Annotated in this window: 33 protein-coding genes; 12 read left to right on the top strand and 21 right to left on the bottom strand. The window is 66.3% G+C overall.

The features are described from left to right. Positions 1-119 precede the first annotated feature (119 nt). Positions 120-503, bottom strand: a complete 384-nt coding sequence (locus ACRXBZ_RS22045) for a hypothetical protein (protein ID WP_433880704.1) — start codon at positions 501-503, stop codon at positions 120-122. 210 nt (positions 504-713) lie between these two features. Between ACRXBZ_RS22045 and ACRXBZ_RS22040 the strand changes: the two genes are divergently transcribed. The 5 genes from ACRXBZ_RS22040 (at position 714) to istB (ACRXBZ_RS22020) (ending at position 4,907) form a co-directional block, all read left to right on the top strand. Continuing rightward, positions 714-1,559: a DUF5753 domain-containing protein gene (locus tag ACRXBZ_RS22040; protein WP_433880703.1), complete on the top strand. Its 846-nt coding sequence runs from the start codon at positions 714-716 to the stop codon at positions 1,557-1,559. 12 nt (positions 1,560-1,571) lie between these two features. Beyond that, entirely contained in the window at positions 1,572-1,778 is a 207-nt protein-coding gene (locus tag ACRXBZ_RS22035) for a DUF397 domain-containing protein (protein ID WP_433880702.1), read from the top strand. Positions 1,779-1,893: 115 nt separating this feature from the next. After that, positions 1,894-2,106: a hypothetical protein gene (locus tag ACRXBZ_RS22030; RefSeq protein WP_433880701.1), complete on the top strand. Its 213-nt coding sequence runs from the start codon at positions 1,894-1,896 to the stop codon at positions 2,104-2,106. A gap of 546 nt (positions 2,107-2,652) precedes the next feature. Next, positions 2,653-4,035, top strand: coding sequence for an IS21 family transposase (gene istA / locus ACRXBZ_RS22025; protein ID WP_433877707.1), 1,383 nt, complete (start codon positions 2,653-2,655; stop codon positions 4,033-4,035). 20 nt (positions 4,036-4,055) lie between these two features. Then, positions 4,056-4,907 carry an IS21-like element helper ATPase IstB gene (gene istB, locus ACRXBZ_RS22020; protein ID WP_433880700.1) on the top strand — a complete coding sequence of 284 codons (852 nt, stop codon included), beginning with the start codon at positions 4,056-4,058 and terminating at the stop codon, positions 4,905-4,907. 1,105 nt (positions 4,908-6,012) lie between these two features. On the opposite strand, the gene ACRXBZ_RS22015 is transcribed toward istB (ACRXBZ_RS22020), so the two are convergent. From ACRXBZ_RS22015 to ACRXBZ_RS21970, 10 genes are all read right to left on the bottom strand, one after another. After that, positions 6,013-6,474, bottom strand: a complete 462-nt coding sequence (locus ACRXBZ_RS22015; RefSeq protein ID WP_433880699.1) for a hypothetical protein — start codon at positions 6,472-6,474, stop codon at positions 6,013-6,015. Between the two features lie 152 nt (positions 6,475-6,626). Next, complete coding sequence (locus ACRXBZ_RS22010) at positions 6,627-7,817, bottom strand: hypothetical protein (protein WP_433880698.1); 1,191 nt, start codon at positions 7,815-7,817, stop codon at positions 6,627-6,629. Positions 7,818-7,846: 29 nt separating this feature from the next. Beyond that, entirely contained in the window at positions 7,847-8,143 is a 297-nt protein-coding gene (locus ACRXBZ_RS22005; protein ID WP_433880697.1) for a hypothetical protein, read from the bottom strand. Continuing rightward, complete coding sequence (locus ACRXBZ_RS22000; protein WP_433880696.1) at positions 8,144-8,590, bottom strand: SAV_915 family protein; 447 nt, start codon at positions 8,588-8,590, stop codon at positions 8,144-8,146. Between the two features lie 94 nt (positions 8,591-8,684). Next, on the bottom strand, positions 8,685-8,819 hold the full coding sequence (locus ACRXBZ_RS21995) for a hypothetical protein (protein WP_433880695.1): 135 nt from the start codon (positions 8,817-8,819) through the stop codon (positions 8,685-8,687). 129 nt (positions 8,820-8,948) lie between these two features. Beyond that, positions 8,949-9,212 (bottom strand): hypothetical protein, encoded by a 264-nt coding sequence (locus ACRXBZ_RS21990; RefSeq protein ID WP_433880694.1) that lies wholly within the window; start codon positions 9,210-9,212, stop codon positions 8,949-8,951. Further along, positions 9,209-9,688 (bottom strand): helix-turn-helix domain-containing protein, encoded by a 480-nt coding sequence (locus ACRXBZ_RS21985; protein WP_433880693.1) that lies wholly within the window; start codon positions 9,686-9,688, stop codon positions 9,209-9,211. The genes ACRXBZ_RS21990 and ACRXBZ_RS21985 overlap by 4 nt, the downstream gene beginning before the upstream one ends. Next, the gene (locus tag ACRXBZ_RS21980) at positions 9,685-10,032 is read right to left on the bottom strand and encodes an RNA polymerase-binding protein RbpA (protein WP_433880692.1); all 348 of its coding nucleotides are present in this window, start codon (positions 10,030-10,032) and stop codon (positions 9,685-9,687) included. Before ACRXBZ_RS21980 ends, ACRXBZ_RS21985 begins: the two co-directional genes overlap by 4 nt. A 38-nt stretch (positions 10,033-10,070) precedes the next feature. Next, positions 10,071-10,316: a hypothetical protein gene (locus ACRXBZ_RS21975; RefSeq protein ID WP_433880691.1), complete on the bottom strand. Its 246-nt coding sequence runs from the start codon at positions 10,314-10,316 to the stop codon at positions 10,071-10,073. Positions 10,317-10,525: 209 nt separating this feature from the next. Next, positions 10,526-10,834, bottom strand: a complete 309-nt coding sequence (locus ACRXBZ_RS21970) for a hypothetical protein (protein WP_433880690.1) — start codon at positions 10,832-10,834, stop codon at positions 10,526-10,528. Positions 10,835-11,084: 250 nt separating this feature from the next. Between ACRXBZ_RS21970 and ACRXBZ_RS21965 the strand changes: the two genes are divergently transcribed. The 4 genes from ACRXBZ_RS21965 (at position 11,085) to istB (ACRXBZ_RS21950) (ending at position 14,810) form a co-directional block, all read left to right on the top strand. After that, positions 11,085-11,945: a helix-turn-helix domain-containing protein gene (locus tag ACRXBZ_RS21965; protein ID WP_433880689.1), complete on the top strand. Its 861-nt coding sequence runs from the start codon at positions 11,085-11,087 to the stop codon at positions 11,943-11,945. Between the two features lie 25 nt (positions 11,946-11,970). Then, positions 11,971-12,174, top strand: a complete 204-nt coding sequence (locus tag ACRXBZ_RS21960) for a DUF397 domain-containing protein (RefSeq protein ID WP_433880688.1) — start codon at positions 11,971-11,973, stop codon at positions 12,172-12,174. A gap of 393 nt (positions 12,175-12,567) precedes the next feature. Beyond that, complete coding sequence (gene istA / locus ACRXBZ_RS21955; protein WP_433883877.1) at positions 12,568-14,040, top strand: IS21 family transposase; 1,473 nt, start codon at positions 12,568-12,570, stop codon at positions 14,038-14,040. Further along, the gene (istB, locus tag ACRXBZ_RS21950) at positions 14,037-14,810 is read left to right on the top strand and encodes an IS21-like element helper ATPase IstB (protein WP_433879554.1); all 774 of its coding nucleotides are present in this window, start codon (positions 14,037-14,039) and stop codon (positions 14,808-14,810) included. Before istA (ACRXBZ_RS21955) ends, istB (ACRXBZ_RS21950) begins: the two co-directional genes overlap by 4 nt. A gap of 670 nt (positions 14,811-15,480) precedes the next feature. On the opposite strand, the gene ACRXBZ_RS21945 is transcribed toward istB (ACRXBZ_RS21950), so the two are convergent. Continuing rightward, positions 15,481-15,687, bottom strand: a complete 207-nt coding sequence (locus tag ACRXBZ_RS21945) for a DUF397 domain-containing protein (RefSeq protein ID WP_433880687.1) — start codon at positions 15,685-15,687, stop codon at positions 15,481-15,483. 145 nt (positions 15,688-15,832) lie between these two features. Continuing rightward, entirely contained in the window at positions 15,833-16,027 is a 195-nt protein-coding gene (locus ACRXBZ_RS21940) for a hypothetical protein (protein ID WP_433880686.1), read from the bottom strand. A 7-nt stretch (positions 16,028-16,034) separates the two neighbouring features. Between ACRXBZ_RS21940 and ACRXBZ_RS21935 the strand changes: the two genes are divergently transcribed. Together ACRXBZ_RS21935 and ACRXBZ_RS21930 are read left to right on the top strand one after the other, a co-directional pair. Next, positions 16,035-16,526, top strand: a complete 492-nt coding sequence (locus ACRXBZ_RS21935) for a DUF5753 domain-containing protein (RefSeq protein WP_433880685.1) — start codon at positions 16,035-16,037, stop codon at positions 16,524-16,526. Positions 16,527-16,545: 19 nt separating this feature from the next. Beyond that, a complete protein-coding gene (locus ACRXBZ_RS21930; RefSeq protein WP_433880684.1) occupies positions 16,546-16,758 on the top strand; it encodes a DUF397 domain-containing protein in 213 nt (70 codons plus the stop codon). Between the two features lie 273 nt (positions 16,759-17,031). Here the strand turns inward: ACRXBZ_RS21930 and ACRXBZ_RS21925 are convergent, their stop codons facing one another. Continuing rightward, positions 17,032-18,465, bottom strand: a complete 1,434-nt coding sequence (locus ACRXBZ_RS21925) for an MBOAT family O-acyltransferase (RefSeq protein WP_433880683.1) — start codon at positions 18,463-18,465, stop codon at positions 17,032-17,034. A gap of 159 nt (positions 18,466-18,624) precedes the next feature. On the opposite strand from ACRXBZ_RS21925, the gene ACRXBZ_RS21920 reads away from it, so the two are divergent. Continuing rightward, positions 18,625-19,488: a phospholipid scramblase-related protein gene (locus ACRXBZ_RS21920; protein ID WP_433880682.1), complete on the top strand. Its 864-nt coding sequence runs from the start codon at positions 18,625-18,627 to the stop codon at positions 19,486-19,488. A gap of 200 nt (positions 19,489-19,688) precedes the next feature. Here the strand turns inward: ACRXBZ_RS21920 and rlmB are convergent, their stop codons facing one another. The 7 genes from rlmB to ACRXBZ_RS21885 all read right to left on the bottom strand — a co-directional run bounded on the left by rlmB (position 19,689) and on the right by ACRXBZ_RS21885 (position 25,030). Beyond that, a complete protein-coding gene (gene rlmB / locus ACRXBZ_RS21915; protein ID WP_433880681.1) occupies positions 19,689-20,645 on the bottom strand; it encodes a 23S rRNA (guanosine(2251)-2'-O)-methyltransferase RlmB in 957 nt (318 codons plus the stop codon). 3 nt (positions 20,646-20,648) lie between these two features. Continuing rightward, positions 20,649-22,043 (bottom strand): cysteine--tRNA ligase, encoded by a 1,395-nt coding sequence (cysS, locus tag ACRXBZ_RS21910; RefSeq protein WP_433880680.1) that lies wholly within the window; start codon positions 22,041-22,043, stop codon positions 20,649-20,651. Between the two features lie 71 nt (positions 22,044-22,114). Next, complete coding sequence (locus ACRXBZ_RS21905; RefSeq protein ID WP_433880679.1) at positions 22,115-22,795, bottom strand: HAD family hydrolase; 681 nt, start codon at positions 22,793-22,795, stop codon at positions 22,115-22,117. 153 nt (positions 22,796-22,948) lie between these two features. Continuing rightward, positions 22,949-23,149: a hypothetical protein gene (locus ACRXBZ_RS21900; RefSeq protein ID WP_433880678.1), complete on the bottom strand. Its 201-nt coding sequence runs from the start codon at positions 23,147-23,149 to the stop codon at positions 22,949-22,951. 168 nt (positions 23,150-23,317) lie between these two features. After that, the gene (gene ispF / locus ACRXBZ_RS21895; RefSeq protein ID WP_433880677.1) at positions 23,318-23,800 is read right to left on the bottom strand and encodes a 2-C-methyl-D-erythritol 2,4-cyclodiphosphate synthase; all 483 of its coding nucleotides are present in this window, start codon (positions 23,798-23,800) and stop codon (positions 23,318-23,320) included. After that, the gene (ispD, locus tag ACRXBZ_RS21890) at positions 23,797-24,522 is read right to left on the bottom strand and encodes a 2-C-methyl-D-erythritol 4-phosphate cytidylyltransferase (RefSeq protein ID WP_433880676.1); all 726 of its coding nucleotides are present in this window, start codon (positions 24,520-24,522) and stop codon (positions 23,797-23,799) included. Before ispD ends, ispF begins: the two co-directional genes overlap by 4 nt. Before the next feature lie 19 nt (positions 24,523-24,541). Further along, positions 24,542-25,030, bottom strand: a complete 489-nt coding sequence (locus tag ACRXBZ_RS21885) for a CarD family transcriptional regulator (RefSeq protein WP_433880675.1) — start codon at positions 25,028-25,030, stop codon at positions 24,542-24,544. Between the last annotated feature and the right edge of the window lie 250 nt (positions 25,031-25,280).

Below are 25,280 nucleotides of genomic sequence, written 5' to 3'. Positions count from 1 at the left end.
GCAATCAGCAAGCCCGAGCCGAACCCGCTTCGGCCCGAACGACAACCGCCCGGCGTTGACCGGCGAAACCCGGTGCAGCCGGACAGTGAACAACCCCGGCCACACCTCGCCCGGCTCGGTCACAACAGGGCATTGCCAGGTACCCAGAGGTCCGAAACCGGCGACCGCGCCAACCTCGGCGCACCCAGTGCTCCATGCGGCGGAAGCTCCAACAACGCCGTCACCACGTCATCGACTCGACCGTGCTTGTGCCAGACCGCAGGAGGAGAGCCGAGTTCCAGATCCTCGACCCGAAACCGGGCCGCGATCGCGTCATCGGCCGCACTCGCCTTGAACATGTCCATCGCCCCGTGGCTGACCCGCAGCCCCTGCACTGCGAGGACGTTGTCGAACCTCGGCAGGTGGAGGAACCGGAAACCCACCTGCACGCTCTGCCGCAGGACGTCCAAGTGCGGACGCAACCACGGCTCCGGCCACGCATCGATCTGCCCTTCCCCGACCATCACATATCCCCTCGTCGCTCGGACTCCGCCAATACCCGGGCCGTGGGTGCTCTCGGCTTTGTCGTCCCACCAGACACAGGAGCACCATACGACAAGATTCAAACTACAAGTTGCAATTGAAGGTTTGTAATACCCCAGAAGAGGGATCTTGGAGGATGGCGACGAGCGAGCACGGCAGGATGCGACCCGACGACATAACGAGAGGGAGCGATGGTTACCCCGGAGAACAACCCAGCAGTCCGACGTGTCCAGCTGGGCCTACTGCTGCGCGAACTCCGCGAGCGATGCGACGTCAAGGCAAAGACGATCGCCGACCGGCTTGACTGGTACCCCGGCAAGCTCACACGTGTCGAGAAGGGTGAGCTCACGGTCGCCGCGGCCGAAATGGACGTCCTGATCGACCACTTCGGGATCACGGACGAAGACGAGGCCAACAAGCTGCGCCAGCTGGCGTCGGACGCTCGCAAGAGAGATCGACCAAGTCGCGTGCCCGACTGGGCGAAGACCTACGCCGCCCTCGAAGCTGCGGCAGCGGAGGTGAAGGCGTACACGGCAGACCTCGCGCCGGGCATCATGCAGACCGAGGCGTACGCCAGCGCCATCCTTTCTACCTCGCTGGTCACACCGTTGCCCGAGATCTACGAGCGAGCGGCCGAACGTGCCCGACGCGGCGAAACGATCGTCCGGAACAGCAGTCGAGAGATCTCGGTCGTCTTTGGCGAAGGCGTGCTGTATTGCGAGGTCGGCGGGCGAGACGCACTTCGCGAGCAGCTGCGGCACATCCGGGAGCTCACAGAACTCCGTCACGTCACGGTTCAGATCCTGCCGTACAGCAAGGGCGAGCACGCTGCTCTTGGAACGCCGTTCACCGTGCTTCACCTCGCTGACCCGGTGGCGACCTATACCTACCTCGAAGGGCTGACCGACGCCGACTACCTGGATCGCCCTCATCACACAAACGTGTACGTCCAGGCATTCGATAGGCTGAGGGTCGCCGCTCTTGACGACAGAGAGTCGGCGCGAATGCTCGAACAACGAGCCAGTGAGCTTGAGTGAGGGAGCAGAACCATGCGCACCCCCGACCTGGGACCGATGACCTGGCGCAAGTCGAGCCGCAGCAGCGGAAACAACAACTGCGTCGAAGTTGGCGAGGCGCCTGCGGCTCGCGGGGTTCGTGACTCCAAGCTCGGTGAGGCAAGCCCAGTCCTGGCGTTCAGCCTCGACACCTGGGCTGCCTTCATCTCCGACGCGAAGTCAGGCCGTTTCGACCGCTGACCGAACGACAAAGGCGGGGGCTGACGACCGGGCAGCCCCCGCTGTGTACCTACGGCCAAGCGACCACACCCCGTCGGGTCAGTGATCAAGCCGAGTCGTCGACCTGGAGGTCGCGATGACGAGCCAGGCCACGTTCCGCGGCGTGGGCGTCGAGCCCATTGCGCCAGGCCGCGAGCCACACGCGGGCGAGCAGTCGCCGGTCCCGCTCTCGTACTCACGAACCTCGTCAGCATCCATGCGTGCCCGCTGCCACGGCCGCAGCGGCACCCCCGACGGGTTCGGCATCGCCGGCTGCAAGGCGCGTCCGGCCGCGTACCCGGCCGCGTGAGCCTCTTGCACTTGCTCGCGAGTGATCACGCGCTTCCTCTCGATCTCGCCGTGTGCCCACTGTGGACATTGCTGGGGCACATGTGGGGCACACGGCACCCCACACAGGCCGTCAACACAGTCCCCGACCGGCACCGTCTTTGCTGGTAGACGGCATGCCCGGCGGCGATCCGCTGGTGACGATCCCCGTTGTTCAGAACTGGTAGTACAGGCCGTATTCGCCGGACCCAGGAGGAGCTGGCGGAAGGCAAACGTCGGCCCTGCTGTTGGCCCGGATGCAAACACCGCGAGCGCACCGGCAAGTAGCGGCCGACGCACGCCTGTCCCCCACCGGCTCCGCAGACGATGCGGTGGATCGTGGTGCGTGTGTTCAAGGCGCTGTCCGACTACCTCGGGCACTTCGACCCGGGCTGACGGCGCTCAGGTGAATCTCCCCAGACCTGCTCATTGAAATTCCCCACCCGGCGTGGCTCCGCCGAGACGGGCGGGGCTCCTTCGAGTCTGGCGGTCTCTGACCACACACCAGCTCGAAGGAGCCCCACGTCTCATGCTCACACGGGAGGAAGACATCGACGCGCACGCCCTGCGTGCCCGGGGTTGGACGATCTCGGCGATCGCCCGTCACCTGGGGCGGGACCGCAAGACCATCCGCGCTTATCTGTCCGGTGTCCGCGAGGCGGGGGCGCGTGCCCGCGCGAGGCCGGATCCGTTCGAGCGGTTCGTGGCCTACTGTTCGGCGCGGCTGGCCGAGGACCCGCATCTGTGGGCCACCACCCTCTACGACGAGCTGCACGAGCTGGGCTATGCGCACTCGTATCCGACGCTGACCCGCCAGATCCGCGACCGGGGTTTGCGTCCGGCGTGTGAGCCGTGCCGACCGGCGAAGGGCCGGGCGGTGGCGGTGATCGAGCACCCACCGGGGGATGAGACGCAGTGGGACTGGCTTGATCTGCCCGACCCACCCGAGCACTGGGGGTGGGGTGGATGCGCGCATCTGCTGGTGGGGGCACTGTCGCACTCGAGCCGGTGGCGCGGTGTCCTGTGCCCGAGTACTGATCAGCCGCACCTGATCGATGGGCTGGACCGGGTTACCCGCGCGTTGGGCGGGTTGACCCGGGCGTGGCGGTTCGACCGGATGGCCACCGTCATCAACCCCGAGTCCGGTCGGGTGCAGGCCTCGTTCTCGGCCGTGGCCAAGCATTATGGTGTCGCGGTGCGGGCATGCCCACCGCGGCGAGGTAACCGCAAGGGAGTCGTGGAGAAAGCTAATCATGTTGCGGCGCAACGGTTCTGGCGCACCCTGCCTGACGATGTCACGCCCGAGCAGGCCCAGCAGCGGCTCGAGGCCTGGTGCTCCACGCGCGGTGACACCCGGCTGCGCGCCACCGCGGATGGCAAAGCCAGCGTGGCCACCGTCGCCGCGGCCGAGCCGCTGCGCACCCCACCCGCGGACCCGTTCCCGGCGACCCTGACGGTCACCAGGATCGTCTCGGCGCAGGCGCTGGTGTCCTTCCGCGGCAACCGCTACAGCGTCGCCCCCGAACTCGCCGGCGCCACCGTCACCGTCTCCCACCGGCTCGGCGCCGGCCACGTGGATGTCGCCACCGAGTCCGGGACGGTGATCGCCCGCCACACCCTGGCACCCGAGGGCGCCGGCGTCATGGTCCGCGACCACGGCCACGTCCTAGCGCTCGAGAAAGCCGCCCTGGCCGCCACCACCACCGCGCGGCCGCACCGCAGCAAGCAGCGCATCCCACCCGGACCGGACGCACGAGCAGCCGCCGACGCCCTGCGCGCCCAGCGCACCGACACAGCGCCGACCAGCGGCGTGGACGCCAGTGGTGAGGTCGTGATCGATCTCGCCCGCTACGCCGCCGCAGCCGCCGCCCGCACCACCCTGCCCCCGGCCGACCCGGCCGACGAGAAGTAACAACGAGAGAGGAAAACACAGTGACAGCAACAAAAACAACCTCGAACACGACCCTCGACGCTGCCCCGTCCACACCGGCGCAGGCCAGCCTCTACCAGCAGCTGCGCGGTCACCTCGCGACGCTCAAGCTGCACGCCGCCGCCGAGGCACTGCCCGGTGTCCTCGAGTCCGCGACCGCCGAGGGTCTCACCCTGACCGCCGCCCTCGAACGGCTCTGCTCCATCGAGGTGTCCGCGACCGAGGCCCGCCGCCTGGCCGGCAGGCTGCGCTTCGCCTCGCTGCCCACCCCCGCCACCCTGGAGGACTTCGACTACGACGCCGCCCCCACCGTCGATCCCAAGCTCATCGCCGAGCTGGCCACCTGCCGCTACATCGAGTCGGCCACCAACGTCCTGCTCATCGGCCAGCCCGGCCTCGGCAAAACCCACCTCGCCGTCGGGTTGGCACGCAAAGCCGCCGAAGCCGGCTACCGCACCTACTTCACCACCGCCGCCGACCTGGCCGCCCGCTGCCACCGCGCCGCGATCGAAGGCCGCTGGGCCACCACCATGCGCTTCTTCAACGGCCCGGCCCTCCTCGTGATCGACGAGCTGGGCTACCTCCCGCTGCCCGCCGAGGCCGCCTCCGCGTTGTTTCAGGTTGTCTCCCAACGCTATCTGAAGACCTCGATCATCCTGACCAGCAACCGCGGCGTCGGATCCTGGGGCGAGGTCCTCGGCGATACCACCGTCGCCGCGGCCCTGCTCGACCGGCTCCTGCACCGCTCCGTCGTGCTCACCCTCGAGGGCGACTCCTACCGCCTCCGCGACCACCAAGCCCGCGCCGACACGCTCCGCAAAACCACCACCGGCACCCACCAACCGCTACGCTAACCACCGCCCCCGAGTGGGGAATTTCAGCGAGCAACTCTGGCCAAAATCAATTAGCGGCGTCAGGGCTTCACACTGAGTGAGTAAAGATGCCCGTGGCGTCCAGCCCGGAATGGACGCATTGCGCAGTTGATTCCGTCGATCGAGGTAATTAGATACTCCATGTTTCGCACTTACACGCGCCAGTTCCGCCTGTGTAGGAAGTAGGCGAACTCTGCCGTCTGAAGAATCCATCTCGTCGAGGCCGTCGAGAATAGGAAGAATCAACCCGCCGCACACTAAGCCAGCAGCCAATTTTGCCCCGACCCGAAATCGTTTAACAATCTCAGACTCGAGTCACTCTGTGATGGTTGTTCCGGTCGGGTCCCATGACTGTAGATCGAAAATCATAGGAACCGGATGTGTTTCTGCCGGTCGCAAATCCTTATTTCTTCTCTTTGCAAGCTCGACCATGAGCCACACTGCCAGGACTGTTTTACCTGATCCAGGAGCACCTAGTATCATCATGCGGCCGCGGGTCTCAGTCAAATAGAAATCGACGACTTCTCGAAGGTCTCTCGCCGCCTGCCGAACGGCTCGTTTCTTGCCCTCTATGCTAATGGTTTTTCGAGATGGGGAGAAACGTGCTTGTGCCGGCCTTGCATCAAGAGAGTCTGTTCCTAGTTAGTTGCGCTAACAGCAACGTTCCTTGACGCAAGCTCTCTGCCGACAATAAGTTGGCTGCGTGAACCAAGCGCTCATCTGACGGAGTTCGCAACGCTCCGATCCTATCGGCAATCACCAGAATTACCCCGATTGCGCACCAGAATTACCCCGATTGCGCCTGCCGTAAACGCTAAGATATTTGCCCAACCGACAAACTTATTGAAGACGTCATCGTTCTTCGCATTGAGCCATGCGAGAATTGGCAAAGCTACGGCCGGAACACCTATGCCGACAGCCGCCAACATCCACCCGAAGCCACTCAAGCTCAGGTAGCGTATCCGTTGGACTGCTTTTAGTGATACGCCCACCTATGCACTCTCCACAAGCAAGAATCACGCCACGATATACGTGTCGCATAGCGATTTGGAATCCGAATGTGTGTTTATGTAATCCGCCACATCGCTTACCGGAGTTTCAGCTTGTCGATTGCCCGGGGGTTGGTCTTGGCGCTGCGGCGTTGGACGGAGTAGAGGATGCCGTTGTAGACGAGGTCCCATAGTGCTTGGTTGGCCTCGATGTCGGCTGCGTCGATTGACAGCTCGGCGCCCTTCTTGTCCGTGATTTCCAGCGTCCACGCAAGCCCTCCGCTGGAGCCTTCGACTCTGACCTCGGTGAGCTCGTAGGTGTCAATGTAGCCCTTTTTGACCGCGAGCCAGTCCGCGCCGGCTGATATCCCGGACGAGTGGACAGCGAGAATCCACAGCGGCCAGAGAATCACTGGTGCTACGACGAAAATCCACAGCCACCATGTGCTCATCCAGTCGAAGCCCCAGTCCCGGAGGCACATCAGGCCGAACATGATTGCCGATACCACCAGGCCGGACAGGATCGCCGAGTCGATCGTCGACTGGTACCACTCCAGCACCGGCCCCCTGCCTTCTGGCGCCTTCGGGCACCGAGCCAGCTTCGACGATCTGCGCGGCAGCTTCGTCCACACGGTGATCCGGGGCGCCGTCGGCGGCCGAGGGTCACCGGTTTGAGAGTGGGGGCGCGGGGGGAGTGAGGTGGTCACGTTCCTTACCTGGTCATCTTCGGGTTGATGTCTTCCAGACGCTTGCCGATGTTAATCATGTTGTCGCCGAACTCGTCGATCCCGAAACCGACACCGATACCGACGACGCCGCCCACGATAGCTCCGGGTGGGCCGCCGATCGCCGCGCCGACGATCGCCCCGGACACCAAGCTGCCCGTTCCGCTGGCAACCGCGATGGTCGGGTCTTTGCCCTGGCTGATGTCGTAACCGACGCCGCCAGCTGTGGCAAGAAGCCCCAGCCCAGGAATGATCTTTCCGAACTTCGACGCACCTTGCAGCCAGGGACTAGCAGGCGTGAACCCCTTGGGAACGAGCTTCACGTCGAGCCCACGGAGTGTGGCCTGCACCCTGGGCGGAAACCGGTCGATCACCCGCGCCGCGCGTGTAGCCACAGCTTGATCGAGGGCGTCCTTGGCCTTCAGGTCGTTCGTGATCTGAATCGCCGTGGCCTTGCCGCGGTTGGCCAAGCTCAAGTTCTGGCTTGTTGTCAGTTTCGCGGCGCGCTCGGCCTTCGTCATTGCGTCGTTGGCGAACTGTTTGTACTGGCTGTTCCGAACCGCGGTTGCGCCGATGAAGCCCCCGGAGATGTCGGTGAGCGTGAGCGAAAGTTTCGCCGGGTCGAGGACACCCGACAGGAACCGCACAAGTACGTGCTGGGACTGCGATTCCTTATCCCGCGCCTCTTTCACAATCTGGCTGGCCTCTGCGTACGCCTGCGCCTTCCGGTCAAACGCCCTTTGCGCTTCGACCGCCGCCACATGCTCCTGCGTCTCCTCCGGGCTGGCCGGCCGCCCTGTGGGCAATGGCGTCGGATCAGCCGGCGCAGGCCCCGGCTCTTCGATCTTGAAGCCGTGGACCAGAAGGCCGCCGAGGGCGGCCACATCTTGTGCTCGTTGCATCATCGCCTTGACCGTGTTCAGGTCGTCGGCGTGGGTTTGCAGCGCGCAGCAGATGTCTTGCAGCGCCCGGACCTCGGTGTCGGCCATCATGCCTGCCGCAATCAACACGGCGCGGAAACCGTCCGCTGCGGCCCCGAGCCAACCCGACTCCGACTCTGCGCTGGTGAGCTGGATTTGCCGCGCCGCTTCCTCCGCACCCTCAGACTGCTTGTTCGCCCAGTCGCAGACGGCAGTCAGGCTGTCTGGATCTCCCTTGACTTCGGTATCCAGCGACATGTGTTCAGTGACCTTTCCCACAGTGAGGTCTATCGCGGTTGCTCGGCGTCGAGCTCGGCTGCCTGGATAGCGACAGCGTGCTCGTAGTCGTGTTCGACGTATAGGGCTTGGCTTTCGGCCGTCGCGTCACCGATCGCGCCCATGCCGATCGAGAGATTGCCCAAAGCGTCAGTCAACAGCGCAAGCGCGCCCTGCACGGCGCCGGTGACGACTCCGGCCTGCGGATCCGGCGGGGGCGCTGCTTGGGTTTCCAGGTCCGCGCTCGCGTTGCGGAGTCGGCTTGCCAGCGCTTCCAGCAGCGCCGGGTCCGCGTTCAGGTCTGTCATTCAGTCCCCCTGCTGAAATCTCGTGCGACGTTCTTCGGGCGGCAATGCGGCATCCCACAAGACAACGTCGGCTCCGCTACGGCTCTTGATGTCCGCGACCTGCTCGCCCTGCACAGCGACCCACGGCTGACCGTCCCCACATCCGTCGACGAGCCGCTTCACTGACGTGAACGCAAGAAGCGCCCGGTCGCCGTCCGCCGTGTCGCGAAGCTCCAGCGTGACATCTTTGTCGCCCTTGTTGACCCGCTCGGTCGGCAGGTACACGGTCGCCGGCAGCTCCTCGTCACCATCCAGCGGTGCAACAAATTCAGCACCGATCACCGACGGCGCTACGTCGTCGTGATCCCGGAGCACGTAGCGGTCTCCGTAAGCCAAGCGTTCCCCCTCGTCCGGCGGTTTTTCCCAGCTGGGCACGATACCGAGATGATCTTCTGTGCCGGTGGTCATCGCGACACATCACTCGAACGGCGCACACACGACAACGGCCGGCGCGCCATCTTCTCGACCGCGCCGACCTCGGACTGGAACAGCGAAGAACTACTCAGCCATCGTTGTCGGATTCGTCCTGGTTGTGCTCGACCTTGCTTCCGATTCCAGTGGCTACGGGGTCGACTTCAACGGACGTCGGAATCGGTGGCCCGGTCACCTCGGGCTGATCGTCACGCGGGTCGGGCATGCGGTGGCTCCTTTCGGGCATCGACGGAATTGGGTGGCCGGTCGGCGCCCTGAGAGAGAGAAGCCCGCCCCGACCGGCCGAGCTCGATGCCAACGATCGGGGACATCGACATCGAGCAGTCTTGGAAACTCAGGCACCACGGCGGCGCGGACCGATCCGCGAGCGCAACCACGACCGCGCTTGCGCAGCGACGTCCGACTCATCAACCCAGCCGCGTCCAATATGGATGGTGTCGATGAGGTGATCGTCCTCATGCGCGCTGCCGATATCGCCGCGATGCACGGTGAAAAAGCCAGCACCCCTACCCCAGCGGAACGTGTAGACCTCGGTCGACGAGACCCGTTCGACACGCCACGCCATCGGCAGGAACCGCTTCGGCCCGGTCGTACTCATAGCGCAGTGCGAGACAGGATCGGCGCGGAGCGCTGGTCAAACTGCGGCGCGGCCTCTTCGGCGGCTTTGCCGGCTACGCCGCGAGGCCGGAACTGGACACCGGCCTCGGCGAGCATGCGGTGCACGATCCCGTAAGACCGCCCGGACTCCTTGCAGAGTTGCCGAATACTCGCGCCTTTCTCGTACTTACTTTTGAGGACGCGCGCGAGCTTTCGCGCGCAGCAGGCTTGAGCCGGGTGCCAGGTTTGATCTTCCGCATAGCAAGACTTCCTCCTGATCGCTTGAGAAACATGAACGCGGTAGCGCGTCGAAAGGCGGAGCACTCGCATCCGGCAACGCCAGCAAAACCCGTGATCTTCGTCGTAGTCGTCGAGGACGTAACGACGGTTCCCGCTCGACGACAACGGATTCGACGGATGCAACGAATCATGTTCGGCCCAAGTGGGCAGTCGTGGCCCGTGCAGCGGGCTCGTCATGCCCCATCCCGTGCCGCTGCGAGCTCGCCGAGCCGCTCGTCGACGAGCTCCTGCAACTCCCTGGGACTGCGGCGCTCCAGCACCTGCTCCAGGTGCGTTTTCCACGGCTGCCCCTGCGGCGCCCTTCCAACACCCCAGCGGCCGCGGGCGTGCATGTCGGCAACAGAGGCGGCCAGGTCGACACGCAGCGCATACAGCCCGTGCTGCCGGCATTCCCACGTCTCCGGCACCGCACTATCGACGGCGAACGTCACCGTGAAAGCCTCACCGCGGGGACAGCGGTACGCCTCCACGAGTCGCTCGGCCGGTTCGTAATCCTCAGGACGCTGATAACTCGGCCGCATACGAGGAACCGCGCCCCCAAGAAGTCGAGTCGACACAGCTACACCGCCCCCACAATCGCCGCGATCCTGGCCGCAACGTCCTCACGCAACGCATGCCGCCCCGTGCTCGCGACTTCGCTGCGCTCGCGCTCGACCCGGCTGAGGAGATGGGCGACCGTCAACGCGCCCTCACCGGCACACGTGTGCTGGCCCGCAGGCTCGGCGGCGTACATCCGCCAGGCAACAAGCACGAGCAACGCGAGAGCGGGCACCATGCCCGCGAGGAACAGCAGTAAATGAGACACCCCAGTTCAATCCCTTCCGAAACAATGCGGACACCTCGGCAGGCGTCCAACCACAAACGGATGCGGCGGCGTACACAAAGCACCGCAATCAGCAAGCCCGAGCCGAACCCGCTTCGGCCCGAACGACAACCGCCCGGCGTTGACCGGCGAAACCCGGTGCAACAGGGCGGTGAACAGCCCGGGCCACACCTCGCTCGGCTCCGCGCCAGTCACGACAGGGCATCGCCAGGCACCCACAGAAGCGACCGCGACTGCGCCAACATCGGTGCCCCGGGTGAGCCGTGTGTTGGAAGCCCGAGCAACTCCATAACCACGTCGGCGACCGCGCCGCTCTTTTCCCACAGCGTCGGCGACGCCCCGGCGAAGTTCAGGTCCTCGACACGAACCCTCGACGCCAACGCGTCCAACGGCGCTCGCACCAAGAACATGTCCATCGCACCGTGGTCAACTCGCCAGCCCTGAACCGCGAGCACGTCGTCGAACCCCGGCAGATGCACGAACCGAAAGCCGGCCGTCACGCTCGCCTCAAGCGCCGCCAGGTGAGGCCGCAACCAGGGCTCGGGACTCAGATCCTTCGCAACCACGTCGACCCCCGAAAGTTGTCGGTGACATGTCACGGTAGGTTTCTATCAGAACGAGATCCTACGATGACATGTCACCGGCAACTTTCAGCCGGACGGATCATCGACATGTCACAGAGCGTTGCTTCAATGACATGTCACATCCGCCCGAGACCTGTGTGACCAGGAACATGGAAGGCTGATCGACATGCCGACACCGACAGTGCTTCAGCTGCAACTCGGGAAGGAGCTGAAGAGACTCCGCGAGGAACGCGAGTTGACTCTCGCCGAGGCCGTCGAGGTGTTGGGCAACAAGGAGACCAAGCTCAGCCGGCTGGAACGCGGCCAGAGCAGCGTCCGCACGCTCGACATCCAGGTCCTTCTCGACAGGTACGGGGCGACGGACGAGGAGAAGGCGTGGGCGCTGGAGACCGCGAAGCACTGCAACCAACGCGGGCGCTGGTCCGGCTACCGATCCGTTTACGCGAAGCATTTCCGGATGGCGGTCGACCTTGAGCAGGACGCCAGCACAATCCGCTGCTACCAAGCCGAGCTCGTGCCAGGGCTTCTCCAGACCGAGGACTACATGCGGGCGATGTTCACCGAGGGCGGTCCGCGGGTGTTCGATCAGTCGATCGACAACGCCATCAGGGCGCGGCTCGAGCGGCAGAAGATCGTCGATCGCTCTTCTGCGCCCGAGATCGGGTTCGTGATGTCGGAGTCGTGCGCGCGTCGGCAGGTCGGCGACGCCAAGGTGATGCGGGAGCAGCTGCTCCTCCTCGCGGAGGTGGCCACGCTGGCGAACGTACAGCTGCAGATCCTGCCATTCAAGGCCCGGACCTATCCACCTGCTTGCACTTACCCATTCACGACGTTCCGCATCCCGTCGCCGGGCAAGGCCGGTCCGCTGGAGTTCGTCTACCTCGAAGACTTCCACGATGGCCGATACCTCGACGAGCAGGACGACGTTGAGACGTACAGTCACTTGTGGGCACGGCTCACAGGGGCAGCACTCGATCCGGTGGCCTCTCGTGAGTACTTGCTCCGCGAAGCGGACAACTATCTGTGATCAATCGTCCCCAAGGAGGGTCAGCATGAACGCCGCAGCGTTCACCAACTGGCGCAAGTCGACCCGCAGCAGCGGAAACCCGCAGCAGTGCGTCGAGGTTGGCGAGGCTCCCCAAGCTCGTGGGGTTCGTGACTCGAAGCTCGGCGAGTCGAGCCCGGTTCTATCGTTCGACCGCAGCACCTGGGCTGCCTTCGTCTCCAATCTGAAGTCAGATCGTTTCGACCGCTGACCGAGCGACGAAAGCGGGGGCTGCCGACCGAGCAGCCCCCGCTTCGTTGTTGCACTCAGGTTTGCGTATTCGGTGACCTGTGTGACCTGTGCAGGTGTCCCAAACGGGAAACCTGCACAGGTCAACTGCCATTACGTGCCCCGCCACTCCTGCTGTGCACCACGACGCTTAGCGGCGAACGCCTGTGTCAGCGGACACGGAAAAATCTGGGTGGGTGGACAGTTTGGTCCGGATCGGCGGACATGAGATTTCCGGGTGTGCGGACGTGTGATCTCCGGGACACGCCTGAGCAGTAATGCGGGGAGGGATCCCTCCGGCGGGGTTGGCTCTGATTGCTGATCAATGCCGACGTCGTCCTGGAGGGATCCCGTGACCAAGTCTGACAGGGAGATCATGGAGATTTTGGAAGCGTTCGACCTCACCCGCTGCGCGCACTCCGCTGCCCAGTTGGCTGGGGTGGATGAGAAGACCGTGACGCGTTACGTCGCGATCCGCGATGCCGGGCGGGATCCGCTGGTGCGAACTCGCCGGGCTCGCTCGATCGACCCGTTTGTGGGCAAGCTCGAGGAGCTGGTGGAGGCATCCCAGGGCAGGGTGCGCGCGGATGTGGTGCACCAGCGTCTGGTGGCGATGGGGTTCACCGGCACCGACCGCTCCACGCGGCGTGCGGTGGCCGAGGCGAAAGCGGCGTTTCGGGCCGGGCACCGGCGCAAGTACCGGCCGTGGGTGCCCGAGCCGGGCATGTGGTGCCAGTTCGACTGGGGCGAAGGCCCGCGGGTCGGTGGCCGCCGTACTCAGTTGTTCTGCGCGTGGCTGTCGTGGTCACGATACCGGGTGGTGCTGCCGGTGTGGGACCAGACTCTGGGCACCCTGGTGTCCTGTGTGGACATGATGCTCCGCAGGATCGGTGGCGCACCAACCTATCTGCTCACCGACAATCCGAGGACGGTGACGATTGACAGGGTGGCCGGGGTACCGGTGCGGCATCCCGACATCGTCGCCGCGGGCCGGCACTACGGCTGCAAGGTCGAGACATGCGAGCCGTTCGACCCGGAGTCCAAAGGCGGCTCAGAACACACGGTGAAGATCGCTAAAGCGGACCTGGTGCCCACGACGGCGAACCTGCTGCCGGACTACTCCTCGTTCACCGAACTCGCGGATGCGTGCTTTGAGTGGTGTGAACGCGTCAACGCCCGCCCGCACCGGGAGACCGGGACGGCACCGGTGCAGCGGCTGGCGGCCGAACGGCAGCATTTGCATGTCCTACCCGCCGAACCACACGCGATCGCGCTGGGCGAGGAACGTCTGGTGGACACCGATCAGACGATCCGGTTCGGGTCGGTGCGCTACTCCACCCCGGACGGATATCAGGGCAGCAAGGTATGGGTCCGGGTGACCGGCGACGAGCTGGTCATCACCGGCCGGAGCCCGGCCGGGCCGGCCGAGATCGCCCGGCACGAGCTGTCCACCCCGGGCAACCCGCGCATCGCCGACGCCCACTACCCGCACCATCCGGGCGGGAACCTGCCCCGCACGCCCAAGGTGCGCGCCCGCACCCCGGAAGAGGTCGCGTTCCTCGCTGTGGGCGAAGGGGCCAGACGCTGGCTGGTCGAGGCGGCTGCGACCGGCGTGACCCGCATCCGCGCCAAGATGGCCCGGGCGGTCGAGCTCGCCGCCCTGCTCGGCACCGACCGCGTCGACGAGGCGCTGGGGCTGGCCGCGATCGCCGGCAGGTTCGCCGAGGACGACCTCGCCTCGATCTGTGACCACATCACCGCCCGCGGACCGGCCGAGACGGTCATCCGGGCCGACGAGAACCACTCGGTCCAGCCCGGCACCCGGGGGTGGGAGGTGTTCGGCGCATGAGCAGCCCCAAAGCACCCGCCATCCCCGACGAGCTGGATCGTATCCTGCGCCGGATGCGGCTGCCCTACCTGCGCAAAGCCGCACCCGACGTGCTCGCCACCGCCCGCGCCCAGCGCTGGGATCCCGCTGAAGTCCTGCGTGTCCTGCTCGACGAAGAAGTCACCGGGCGAGCCTCGGCCACCCGCAGGCAACGCCGCAAGACCGCGAACTTCCCCACCGGCAAGACGTTCTCCTCCTGGCGGCCCGAGAAATCCTCGATTCCCGAGGCCACCCAGAACGCCCTGTCCACTCTGGAATGGGTTGGCAGGCAAGAGAATCTTGCGGTCGCGGGACCTTCCGGCACGGGCAAGAGCCACTTCGTCGAGGCCCTGGCACACGCGGCCATCGAAAACGACATGCGCGTCGCGTGGTTCACCCTGGAAACCCTGACCACCGCGGTCGGCAAAGCCAAAGTCGACGGCACCATAGCGCGCGCCATCAGCAAGATCTGCGGCTGCGACCTCATCGTCATCGACGACATCGGCATGCTGCCCACCGGGCAAGACGCCGCCGAAGCGTTCTACCGGATCACCGACGCCGCCTACGAACGCCGCTCCATCGCAGTCACCAGCAACATCCACCCCAGCGGCTTCGACTCGATCCTGCCCAAAACCCTCGCCACCGCGACAGTCGACCGGCTACTGCACCACGCACACCTCGTCACCACCAAGGGCGACTCCCACCGACTCGCCGAAGCACTCGCCGGCAAGGGGGTGATCCCGTTGAACTGACCACCCCCCGGAGAACCGCTGTCCATCAACCCGGAACACCGATGTCCACCACCCCGGGGGCCAACTGTCCACCCATCCGGACTACCAAACGTCCGTTGACAGCCTGTAACCCTTTGCGCCAAGCCGTCTGTCAACGGATACGGGCGAGCAGTCGCCGGTCCCGTGCTTCCCGCTCGTATCGACGAAGCTCGTCATTTCGCACGCGCGCCCGTTCCCACGGCCGCAGCGGCACGCCCGCATAGGGTTCGGCATCGGTGGTTGCAGGGCGTATCCGCGGTGTATCCGGCAGCGTGGGCGGCCTGCACCTGCTCGCGAATGATCACATATCCGTCTCCGCTCTCGGGCGCAGAATGCCCACTGTGGACAGTACTGGGGCACATGTGGGGCACACGGCACCCCTCACAGGCCGTCCAACACAGTCACCGACCGGCACCGTTTTGCTAGTAGATGGCATGCACGGCGGTATTCGACGCTTTGGCGGCGTGGGTTCGGGTCGAAGACCTGGAGTTCCACGCTTCACCGCCGCCGTTATGGCATGCCCGAGGCGCCGTTGCTGACGTGGTGATGGAGTTGCTCGGTCTCCCGCCGCACGGTTCGTGAGTACGAGCGGGAAGCGCGGGACCGGCGACTGCTCGCCCGCGTGTGGCTCACGGCCGCCTTTGTCGTTCGGTCAGCTGTCGAAACGGCCTGACTTCGCGTCGGAGATGAAGGCAGCCCAGGTGTCGAGGCTGAACGCCAGAATCGGACTTGCCTCACCGAGCTTGGAGTCACGAACCCTCCGCACCGCAGGCGCTTCGCCAACTTCGACGCAGTTGTCGTTACCGCTGCTGCGGCTTGACTTGCGCCAGGTCACCGGTCCCAGGTCAGGGGCACGCATGATACTGCTCCCTCACTAAAGCTCACTGGCTCGTTGTTCGAGTATTCGCGCCGACTCTCTGTCATCGAGAGCAGCAACCTCAGCCTATCGAATGCCTGGACGTACACGCTGGTATGACTGGGGCGGTCCCGGTGGTCGGCATCCGTCAGCCCTTCGAGGTAGGCATATGTCGCCACCGGGTCAGCGAGGTAAAGCACGGTGAACGGCGTTCCAAGAGTTCGGACTCCAAACCAACGTACTCGTCGAAGTCCTTCTTGAGAATTCCCTTGCCGTAGCGCTGCCACCAGTCCTTCTGCCGCGCTTGGAAGGCCAGCGTAGCCAGCCATGTCCGCGAGTTCACGCACCAGTTGATCCCTGGGCTTCTTCAGACGTCGCGTTATGCGAAAGAGATCATGCGTGCATCGCCGGGCATCGACGATGTTGCCGAACGTGCGGACCTACGGATGCAGAGGCAGGCACGTCTTCACGAAGCTGATCCTCTCCTGCTCAGCACGATCATCCACGAGGCTGCGCTTCGAACCCTCGTCGGCGGTCCGGAAGTCATGCGTGAACAACTCACCTTGCTGATCGAGATGACGAAGCTCGACCACGTGACCGTTCGGGCACTCCCGTTCAGCGCCGGCGCCTACCCCTCGATGGAGGCTCCCTTCATCATCCTGAGCTTCCCAGAGCCGGAAGATCCGGATGTTCCCTTCGCGGAGTACCTCACGGGCTGCGTCTACATCGAGGACCCCGACGAAATTGCTTCATATAACCTGCATTACAGCGCTCTTGAAGAGCAGGCGCTGAGCCCGGCAGAGTCGGTTGAGCTCATCAGCAAGATCGCCGGGGAGCTGTGACCACAACGAGGGAGCTACGATGCGCGCCCCAGACTTCAGCCAAGCGCACTGGCGCAAGAGCAGCCGCAGCGGGAACACTGGAGGTGCTTGCGTCGAGGTCGCGCGAGTGGTGAACGCGGCAGGCGTCCGGGATAGCAAGCTGGGTGACGCAAGTCCGATCCTGCCGTTCCCCCTCGGGGCCTGGACAGCCTTCCTGTCTGACGTCAAGGCCGGAGAGTTCGACCCGCGCTGAACAGCATTCCCCAAGCGGCGCGGACACCTACTGATCATGGCGGGGGCTGTCCAACCGACAGCCCCCGCCATGTGCCTACCGCCAGCGCCCCCGCCGGCCAACAGCGCAAGCCGGGGTGATCAAGCCTTGCTGCGTGCCCACTGTGGACATTGCTAGGGCACATGTGGGCACACGGCACCCCTCACAGGCCGTCAACAACAGTCACCGACCGGCACCGTCTTTGCTGGTAGATGGCATGCCCGGCGGCGATCCGCTGGTGACGAACCCCGTTGCTCAGAACTGGTAGTACAGGAAAGGGCTGAAGGAGCCGGTGGCGACGAGGAGGCCCGCGTAGCCGAGGCCGAGGGTCAGGACTCCGATCCGGAGGGCGTAGGCCTGCGGGGTCCGGACCGCTTCCAGGAACGGGCCGGTGCCCGAGTTCGCCGGGAGCGCCACGACCACCAGCGCCAGCAGCAGGAACACGAGGCGCTGGTTCGTCACCGACGCCGACACGATGTCCGTCAGGCCCGCGAAATCCGGCACCAGCATGTGGCGCAGCATCACGAACGCGCTGCCCAGGTCCGGCGACCGGAAGAACACCCAGCCGACCACCACCAGCAGCAGCGTCAGCGCGCGGCGACCGAGGCGGGCCCGGATGCCGCTCGGCGCGTGCGACCAGCCGAAGGCGCGCTCGACCACCAGCAGCGCGCCGTGGAAAAGCCCCCACACCAGGTACGTCCACGCCGCGCCGTGCCAGAAACCGGTCAGTACGAAGATGATCGCCAGGTTCCGGTAGGTGCGCGCGGTGCCCCGGCGGTTGCCGCCCAGCGGGATGTAGACGTAGTCCCGGAACCAGCGCGACAGCGACATGTGCCAGCGCCGCCAGAACTCCGTGATTGTCACCGACGAGTACGGCCGGGCGAAGTTCTCCGGCAGCCGGAACCCGAGCATCCGGCCCAGCCCGATCGCCATGTCCGAGTAGCCGGAAAAGTCGAAGTACAGCTGCATCGCGTAGCCGATCGCACCGAGCCAGGCGATCGCGAAGGTCATGTCCTGGTTCGGGGTGGCGAAGCAGGCGTCCACCATCGGCGCCAGCGTGTCGGCGATGACGACCTTCTTCGTCAGGCCCCACGCGAACCGGGGGAAGCCCGCCGCGATGTCGTCGAGCCGGTGGGTGCGCCACTGCGGCAACTGGTCGGCGATCTCTCGGTAGCGCACGATCGGACCGGCCACCAGCTGCGGGAACATCGCGATGTAGGTGACGAACGAGACCGGGTCGCGCAGCGCCGGGCGCTCCCCGCGGTAGGTGTCCACCACGTAGGAGATGTGGTGGAACGTGTAGAAAGAGATCCCGATCGGCAGCGCCAGGTGCAGCACCGGGAAGTCGCCGCCGAACCACTGGCTCAGCACCGCCAGCTGCGCGGTGGCGAACCCGGCGTACTTCCACACCGCCAGGATCGTCAGGTTGAACGCGACGGCGCCGATCAGCAACCACTTCCGCCGGTTCCGCTCGACGCCCCACTCGTCGGGTTCCAGGTGCCGCCCGGCGAAGTAGTTCACCACGATGCAGGCCAGCAGCAGCAGCGTCGTCCCGCCCGCGCCGCTGGCGTAGAACAGCAGGCTGGCGACTGCGATCACGGCGTTGCGTCCGCTGCGGGGTGCGATCACCACGGCCGCGAGCACGGCCGGCAGGAAGTACCAGAGGAACAGCGGACTTGCGAACGACATCGGGGGCCTCGGGGTGCGGGAGGCCCGCGCCTCCCCTTCTGAGCGGGGTTCAGCTTTCTTGCTCGTCGGACTCTAGCCGAGCCCCGAACGTCACCGGCCCGGAATGCGACGGGTACGAATCCCGGACAGCCGGTCCCGCGATCACCTAGCCTGGGGTTCATGAACGCTCCGCCGCCGCCCGGTTGGTACCCGGACCAGACAGATCAGCGTTATGTGCGCTGGTGGGACGGCAGGCAGTGGACCCAGCACGTCCAGCCCGCCCAGCAGCCTGCTCAGCAGCACCCGCAGCAATACGTCCAGCAGCACTCGGCAGCGCAGCAGAACGACGCGTCCGCCATCGAGCTCGCGATGGGCGGCACCGGCGACGCCGCGTCCATCCAGCACCAGGTGCAGCAGCGGGCCGCCGTCGGAGGCGCGGTCGCAGGCGGCGGTGGCACGCTGTTCACCGAGCCGGTTCTGGTGATCAACCAGAAGGCGAAGCTGATCGAGGTGGCGAACGAGTACGTGGTCTACGACCAGCATGGGCGCCAGCTCGGCTCGGTCATGCAGGTCGGCCAGAGCGGCGCGCAGAAGGCGCTGCGGATGCTCACCAAGCTCGACTCGCTGATGACCGTGACGCTGGAGATCCGCGACATCACCGGCCGCCCAGTCCTGGTGCTGACCCGCCCAGCGACCATGTGGAAGGGCACGGTCCACGTGCAGCGACCGGACCAGTCGCCGGTCGGGGACATCAAGCTGACGAACGTCTGGGGAAAGGCCCGATTCGACTTCGAGGTCAACGGGCAGCGCATCGGCGGCCTGCACGCCGAGAACTTGCGCGCCTGGGACATCAAGGTGCTCGACCACGCCGACGCGGAGATCGGGCGGATCACGAAGACCTGGCAGGGCCTGGCGAAGGCCGCGTTCACCACGGCGGACAACTACGTCCTGCAGATCCATCGGCCGCTGGCGGATCCGCTGCTGAGCATGGTCGTTGCATCAGCCCTGACGGTCGACACGATCCTCAGCCAGAACCAACGGTAACCCGCAATTTCAATGGAAATCGAAGGTCCGATTTCCATTGAAATTGCAGTCCTCCGGCGTGTCGGGGCACGACACGCCGGAGGATGTGGACAACTCCGGAGGATGTGGACAACTCCGGAGGATGTGGACAACGACCGCAATTTCCATTGAAATCGAAGGTCCGATTTCAATGGAAATTGCGGTTTGGTGGGGCCTGGTGATCAGGACCGCCGGCGGCGGCTGGCGACCTCGGCGAGGACCACGCCCGCGGCGACCGAGGCATTTAGCGACTCCACGCCGCCTGCCATCGGGATCGAGACCGTCTGGTCGCAGGTCTCCCGGACCAGCCGCGACAACCCGCGCCCCTCCGAGCCGACGACGACCACCAGCGGCTCCGTGGCCAGCTCCAGTTCGTCCGAGGTGATGTCGGCGTCGGCGTCCAGACCGATGACCATCAGCCCGGCGTCCTTCAGGTCCTTCAACGTGCGGGTGAGGTTGACCGCCTTGGCCACCGGCAGCTTCGCGGCCGTGCCCGCGCTGGTGCGCCAGGCGACCGCCGTGATCCCGGCGCTGCGCCGCTGCGGCACGATCACGCCGTGCGCGCCGAACGCCGCCGCGGACCGGATCACCGCGCCGAGGTTGCGCGGGTCGGTCACGCCGTCGAGCGCGACGATCAGCGGCGGCATCCCGGAATCGCCGGCCGCCGTCAGCACGTCCTCCGGGTGCGCGTAGCTGAACTGCGGCACCTGCAGCGCAAGTCCTTGGTGCAGCGCGTTGTTCGTCATCCGGTCGAGCTCAATGCGCGGCACGTCGACCACGGAGATCCCGCGCGACTTCGCCTCCCGCACCGCCTCGGTGACCCGGTCGTCGATGTCGATGCCCTGCGCCACGTACAGCCCGGTCGCCGGCACGCCGGCCCGGATGCACTCCACCACCGGGTTGCGCCCGGCCACCAGTTCCGGCTGCGCGTCCTGCTGCGCCCGGCGCTTCGCGCGCTGCTGCTCCGTCTTGCTCCGGGAATCGGCGCGCTTCTTCGCGGGGTGGCTGACCCGGTCCTCCGCCTTCGGCGTCGGGCCCTTGCCGCGCAGCCCCCGACGGCGCTGCCCGCCGGATCCGACGACCATGCCCTTCTTGTTGCTCTTGCGCATGCCGCCGCGGCGTTTGTCGTTGCCGGCCACGTGTTACCCGTCTTTCAATGTCCACATCGGACCGTCGGGGGTGTCCTCGACGGCAATCCCGCTGTCCTGCAACCGATCGCGCAGCAGGTCGGCGGTGGCGAAATCGCGCTCCTTGCGGGCCTGCTGGCGTTGTTCCAGGAGTGCCTCGACCAGGTCGGACAACGCGCGGTGCGCGGCGTCGTCCGCGCCGGAGTCGTCGGCCCACTGCTCGGACAGCGGGTCCAACCCGAGCACGTCCGTCATGGCCCGCACCGACGCTGCCGCGTCCCGGGCCGCCTCGTCGCCGCCGCGGTCCAGGGCGGCATTGCCTTCCCGGATCGCGTTGTGCACCGCCGCGATCGCCTGCGGCGTCGCCAGGTCGTCGTCCATCGCCGCGGTGAACTCCGCGGCCAGCGCGCCGTGTTCGACGCTGCCGGCGCGCTGGCCGACGCGGCGGACGAACGACTCGATGCGGCGGTACGCGGCGACCGCTTCGGCCAGCCCCGCCTCGGAGAACTCGATCGTGGACCGGTAGTGCGGGGTGACCAGGTAGTAGCGCAGCTCGGCCGCGCGGGCGCGCTGCAGCACGGCCGGGATGGACAGGGTGTTGCCGAGCGACTTCGACATCTTCTCGCCGCTCATGGTCACCCAGGCGTTGTGCATCCAGTACTGCGCGAAGCCGTCCCCGGCCGCGTTCGACTGCGCCAGCTCGTTCTCGTGGTGCGGGAACACCAGGTCCAGGCCGCCGCCGTGGATGTCGAACTCGCTGCCGAGGTAGAAGGTGGCCATCGCCGAGCACTCCAGGTGCCAGCCCGGCCGGCCGTGGCCCCACGGCGTCGGCCAGCTCGGCTCGCCCGGCTTGGCGCCTTTCCACAGCGTGAAGTCGCGTGGGTCGCGCTTGCCGCTGGCCAGGGTCTCGCCCTGCTGCACCTCTTCGAGGCGCTGCCCGGAGAGCTTGCCGTAGTGGTCGGCGTAGGAGGTCACCGAGAAGTAGACGTCGCCGCCCGCCGCGTACGCGTGTCCCTTGTCGATCAGCCGCTGGATCAGGTCGACCATCTGCGTGACGTGCCCGGTCGCGCGCGGCAGCACCGACGGCGGCTGGCAGCCGAGCTGGTCGTAGGCCCGCTCGAAGGCGCGCTCGTGCGTCGCGGCCCACTCCCACCACGGGCGACCGGCCTGGGCCGCCTTGGTGAGGATCTTGTCGTCGATGTCGGTGACGTTGCGGACCAGGCGCACGTCTTGGCCGGTGTGCTGCAGCCAGCGGCGCAGCACGTCGAAGTTCAGGCCGCTGCGGACGTGTCCTACGTGAGGAATGCCCTGCACGGTGGCACCACAGACGTAGATCGACGCCACTCCGTCGCAGCGCGGGTGGAATTCGCGCGTCGTGCGGGTCGCGGTGTCATGCAGGTGCAGGCTCACGCCCCTGATGGTACGGGGGCAGGTCGACCCCCAATCACGACAGGGCCTGGCGAGTCAAGGGGTAGTGATCGTCAGCGCAGCACGTCGCGGACGGCGGTCAGCAGTCCGTCCGGCCGCTCGGTGGTGGACACCGGGTCGACGATCGCGACCTGGCATCCGACCGCGGCCGCGCCGCCGTCGGCCTCCTCGCTGTCGCCGACCATCAGCGCCTCGCCGGGCGCGATGTCGAGCCGCTCGCAGGCCCGCAGGAAGATCTTCGAATCCGGCTTGATCACGCCTTCGAGGTAGGAGAGCAGGAATTCATCGACGTACCGGGTGACACCGATCCGCTCGAAGGCAGGGCGGATGTCGAACGCGATGTTGCTGATCACGCCAATCTTGATGCCCGCCTCGTGCACCCGGCGCAGCACGTCCGCGGCGTCCGGGTACGGCGTCCAGAAGTCGGTGTCGATCAGCCGCTCGTAGAGGCCCTCGGCCTGGCCGTCCAGCACGCCGGAGCTGCGCAGCACCTCCAGGTAGACCTTGCGGTGCAGGGCGGGGTCCAGGTCGCGGTTCTCCCAGGCGTCCTGGAACTCGGGGCCGAGCTGCACGACCTGGCCGACCGGCGCGGTCATCCGGCGCATGACCTCGGCCTGCGCCGCAAGGTCGAAGGGGGTGCCGTCGGCGTCGGCGAGGTCGGAGAACCAGGACTCGTCCTCCTCCAGCCGGAAGAGCGTGCCGGAGAAGTCGAAGAGCACCGCGCGCAGAGTCACGGGATCCACGGTAAGTGGACTGAACCGGGCCGGGCACCGACATGCGTCCAAGCTCACGACGCCGCCCCGCCCCTGGCCCGTTGGTTCACAGTTTCAATTGAAACTGTGAACCGCGAGGTCCCCACCGCAGTTTCAATTGAAACTGCGGTGCGGTCAGCAGCGCGGGGTCTGGTGGTTTCGCATCGGGACGACGATGCCCGCGATGCAGATCGCCGCGCTTGCCCACAACAGGATCACGGCCGCCGCCAGCCCGAGGCCGTCGCCCTCGGACCACAACACGAACGACATCGGCCACGCCAGCACCGGCTGCACTATGAGCAGCCGACGCACCCACCGGTTCCGCTCGATCTCCATGTGTCGAGCATGGCGCGCACCGACCCTGGCATTCCAGACCGCGAGCCCTGAGTTTTCCCCGACTCCGCCTACCCGTTACACCCCGGTACATGTCCGTTACTCCAGAAGCCGCTGATCGGTGCCCGTGAGTGCTTTTCGGTGCTGTAGCGCCGAAAAGCACTCACGGACTCAGGCAGTCGGGACGACCAGGGCGGTGGCGACAGCGGCGACGCCTTCGCCGCGACCGGTGAGGCCCAGGCCGTCGGAGGTCGTGCCGGAAACCGAGACCGGCGCGCCGATCGCCGCCGAGAGCACCTGCTGCGCTTCCTCGCGGCGCCTGCCGATGCGCGGCGCGTTGCCGATCACCTGCACGGTCGCGTTGCCGATCCGAAAACCCGCCGCAGCGACCCGGTCTCGCACCTCGGCCAGGAAGTCCACCCCATGGGCGCCCGCCCAGCGGTCGTCATCGGTGCCGAACACCGCGCCAAGATCGCCGAGCCCAGCCGCCGACAGCAGCGCGTCGCACAGCGCGTGCGCCGCGACGTCGCCGTCAGAATGCCCGGCGCAGCCGTCCACGCCCGGCCAGAGCAAGCCCGCGATCCAGCAGTCGCGCCCGGCTTCGACTGGGTGGACGTCGACGCCTTGGCCGACGCGGGGCAGCAGCTCGGTCACTCGAGTTCTCCAGTGTCGTTCGCAACACCCGCATCCGAAGTCACGCCGACCACGGCCAGCACCGACTCGGCGATGGCCAGATCGAAGGCGGTGGTGATCTTCAAGGCGTGCGGGTGCCCGTCGACGGTGTGCACCTTGCCCCCGACCCGCTCCACGAGCCCGGCGTCATCGGTTGCCACATCACCGGCCGCGGCGTAGGCCTCCCGCAGCACGTCGATGGCGAAGCCCTGCGGGGTCTGCACCGCCCGCAGCCGTGAGCGGTCCACGGTCGAAACGACGTCACCTGCCTCGTCGACCTGCTTGATCGTGTCTGTGACCGGCAGCACCGGGATCACCGCGGGAGCACCCCGCTCGACCGCGGCCACGACGTCCCGGATCATCGAAGCTGGGGTGAAGGCCCGCGCCGCGTCGTGCACCAGCACCACCCGCGCGTCCGGGGCCACCCGCTCGACCGTCTCCAGCGCGCGCCGCACGGAGTCGGTCCGCTCCGCTCCCCCCGGGACCACGTGCGCGGACGGCAGCGCGGCCAGCTCCGCGGCCACGACCTCGACCTGATCGGCCGGTGCCGCGACCACGACGTGGTGCACGCGGCCCGAGGCCAACAAGCCGCGGACCGCGCGCAACAACAACGATTCACCGTTCACCGGGACCAGCGCCTTCGGCATCCCGGCACCCAAGCGCACCCCGCGACCCGCCGCGGGGACCAGCGCAACTACGCTCACGCTCGTCTGTTCCCGATGATCACACTGCGGCGGCGAGGACTTCGTCCAGCAGGGTTTCCGCTTTGCCTTCGTCGGTACCCTCGGCCAATGCCAGCTCGCTGACCAGGATCTGCCGCGCTTTCGCCAACATCCGCTTCTCTCCTGCGGACAGTCCGCGATCCTTCTCGCGTCGCCAGAGGTCGCGCACCACTTCGGCCACCTTGTTCACATCGCCGGAGGCGAGCTTCTCCAGGTTGGCCTTGTACCGCCGAGACCAGTTCGTGGGCTCTTCGGTGTGCGGGGCCCGCAGCACGTCGAAGACCCGATCGAGTCCCTCCTGGCCGACAACGTCCCGGACGCCGACGAACTCGGCGTTGTCCGCGGGAACGCGCACGGTCAGGTCGCCCTGCGCGACCTTGAGGACGAGGTACTGCTTCTCCTCGCCCTTGATCACACGAGTCTCGATTGCTTCGATGAGCGCGGCACCGTGATGCGGGTAGACGACGGTCTCTCCGACCTTGAAAACCATGTGTCCTCTGCCCCTTTCGCTACGCCCACTTTAACACGTGGGGCAACTGGACCTCGACCACCTCACCATCCGTAATCGCAGGTCAGGCCGTGAACAGGGGTTGACAACAATGCCCCGGACGTGCAAGGACGCACCTTTCGGCCCACTGAAACCGTCCACTATGGACACTCCGATGGGGTTGTCGCGGCGGCGCCCGGTGACCCCGAAATAGGTAGTTCGGCTAGCCCCTGGAACGGCATGTGCAGGCGGG

The sequence above is a fragment of the Saccharopolyspora hattusasensis genome (assembly GCF_050972075.1).
In the GTDB taxonomy this organism is placed as follows: Bacteria; Actinomycetota; Actinomycetes; order Mycobacteriales; family Pseudonocardiaceae; genus Saccharopolyspora; species Saccharopolyspora hattusasensis.
This window is presented reverse-complemented; position numbering and strand designations above follow the sequence as displayed.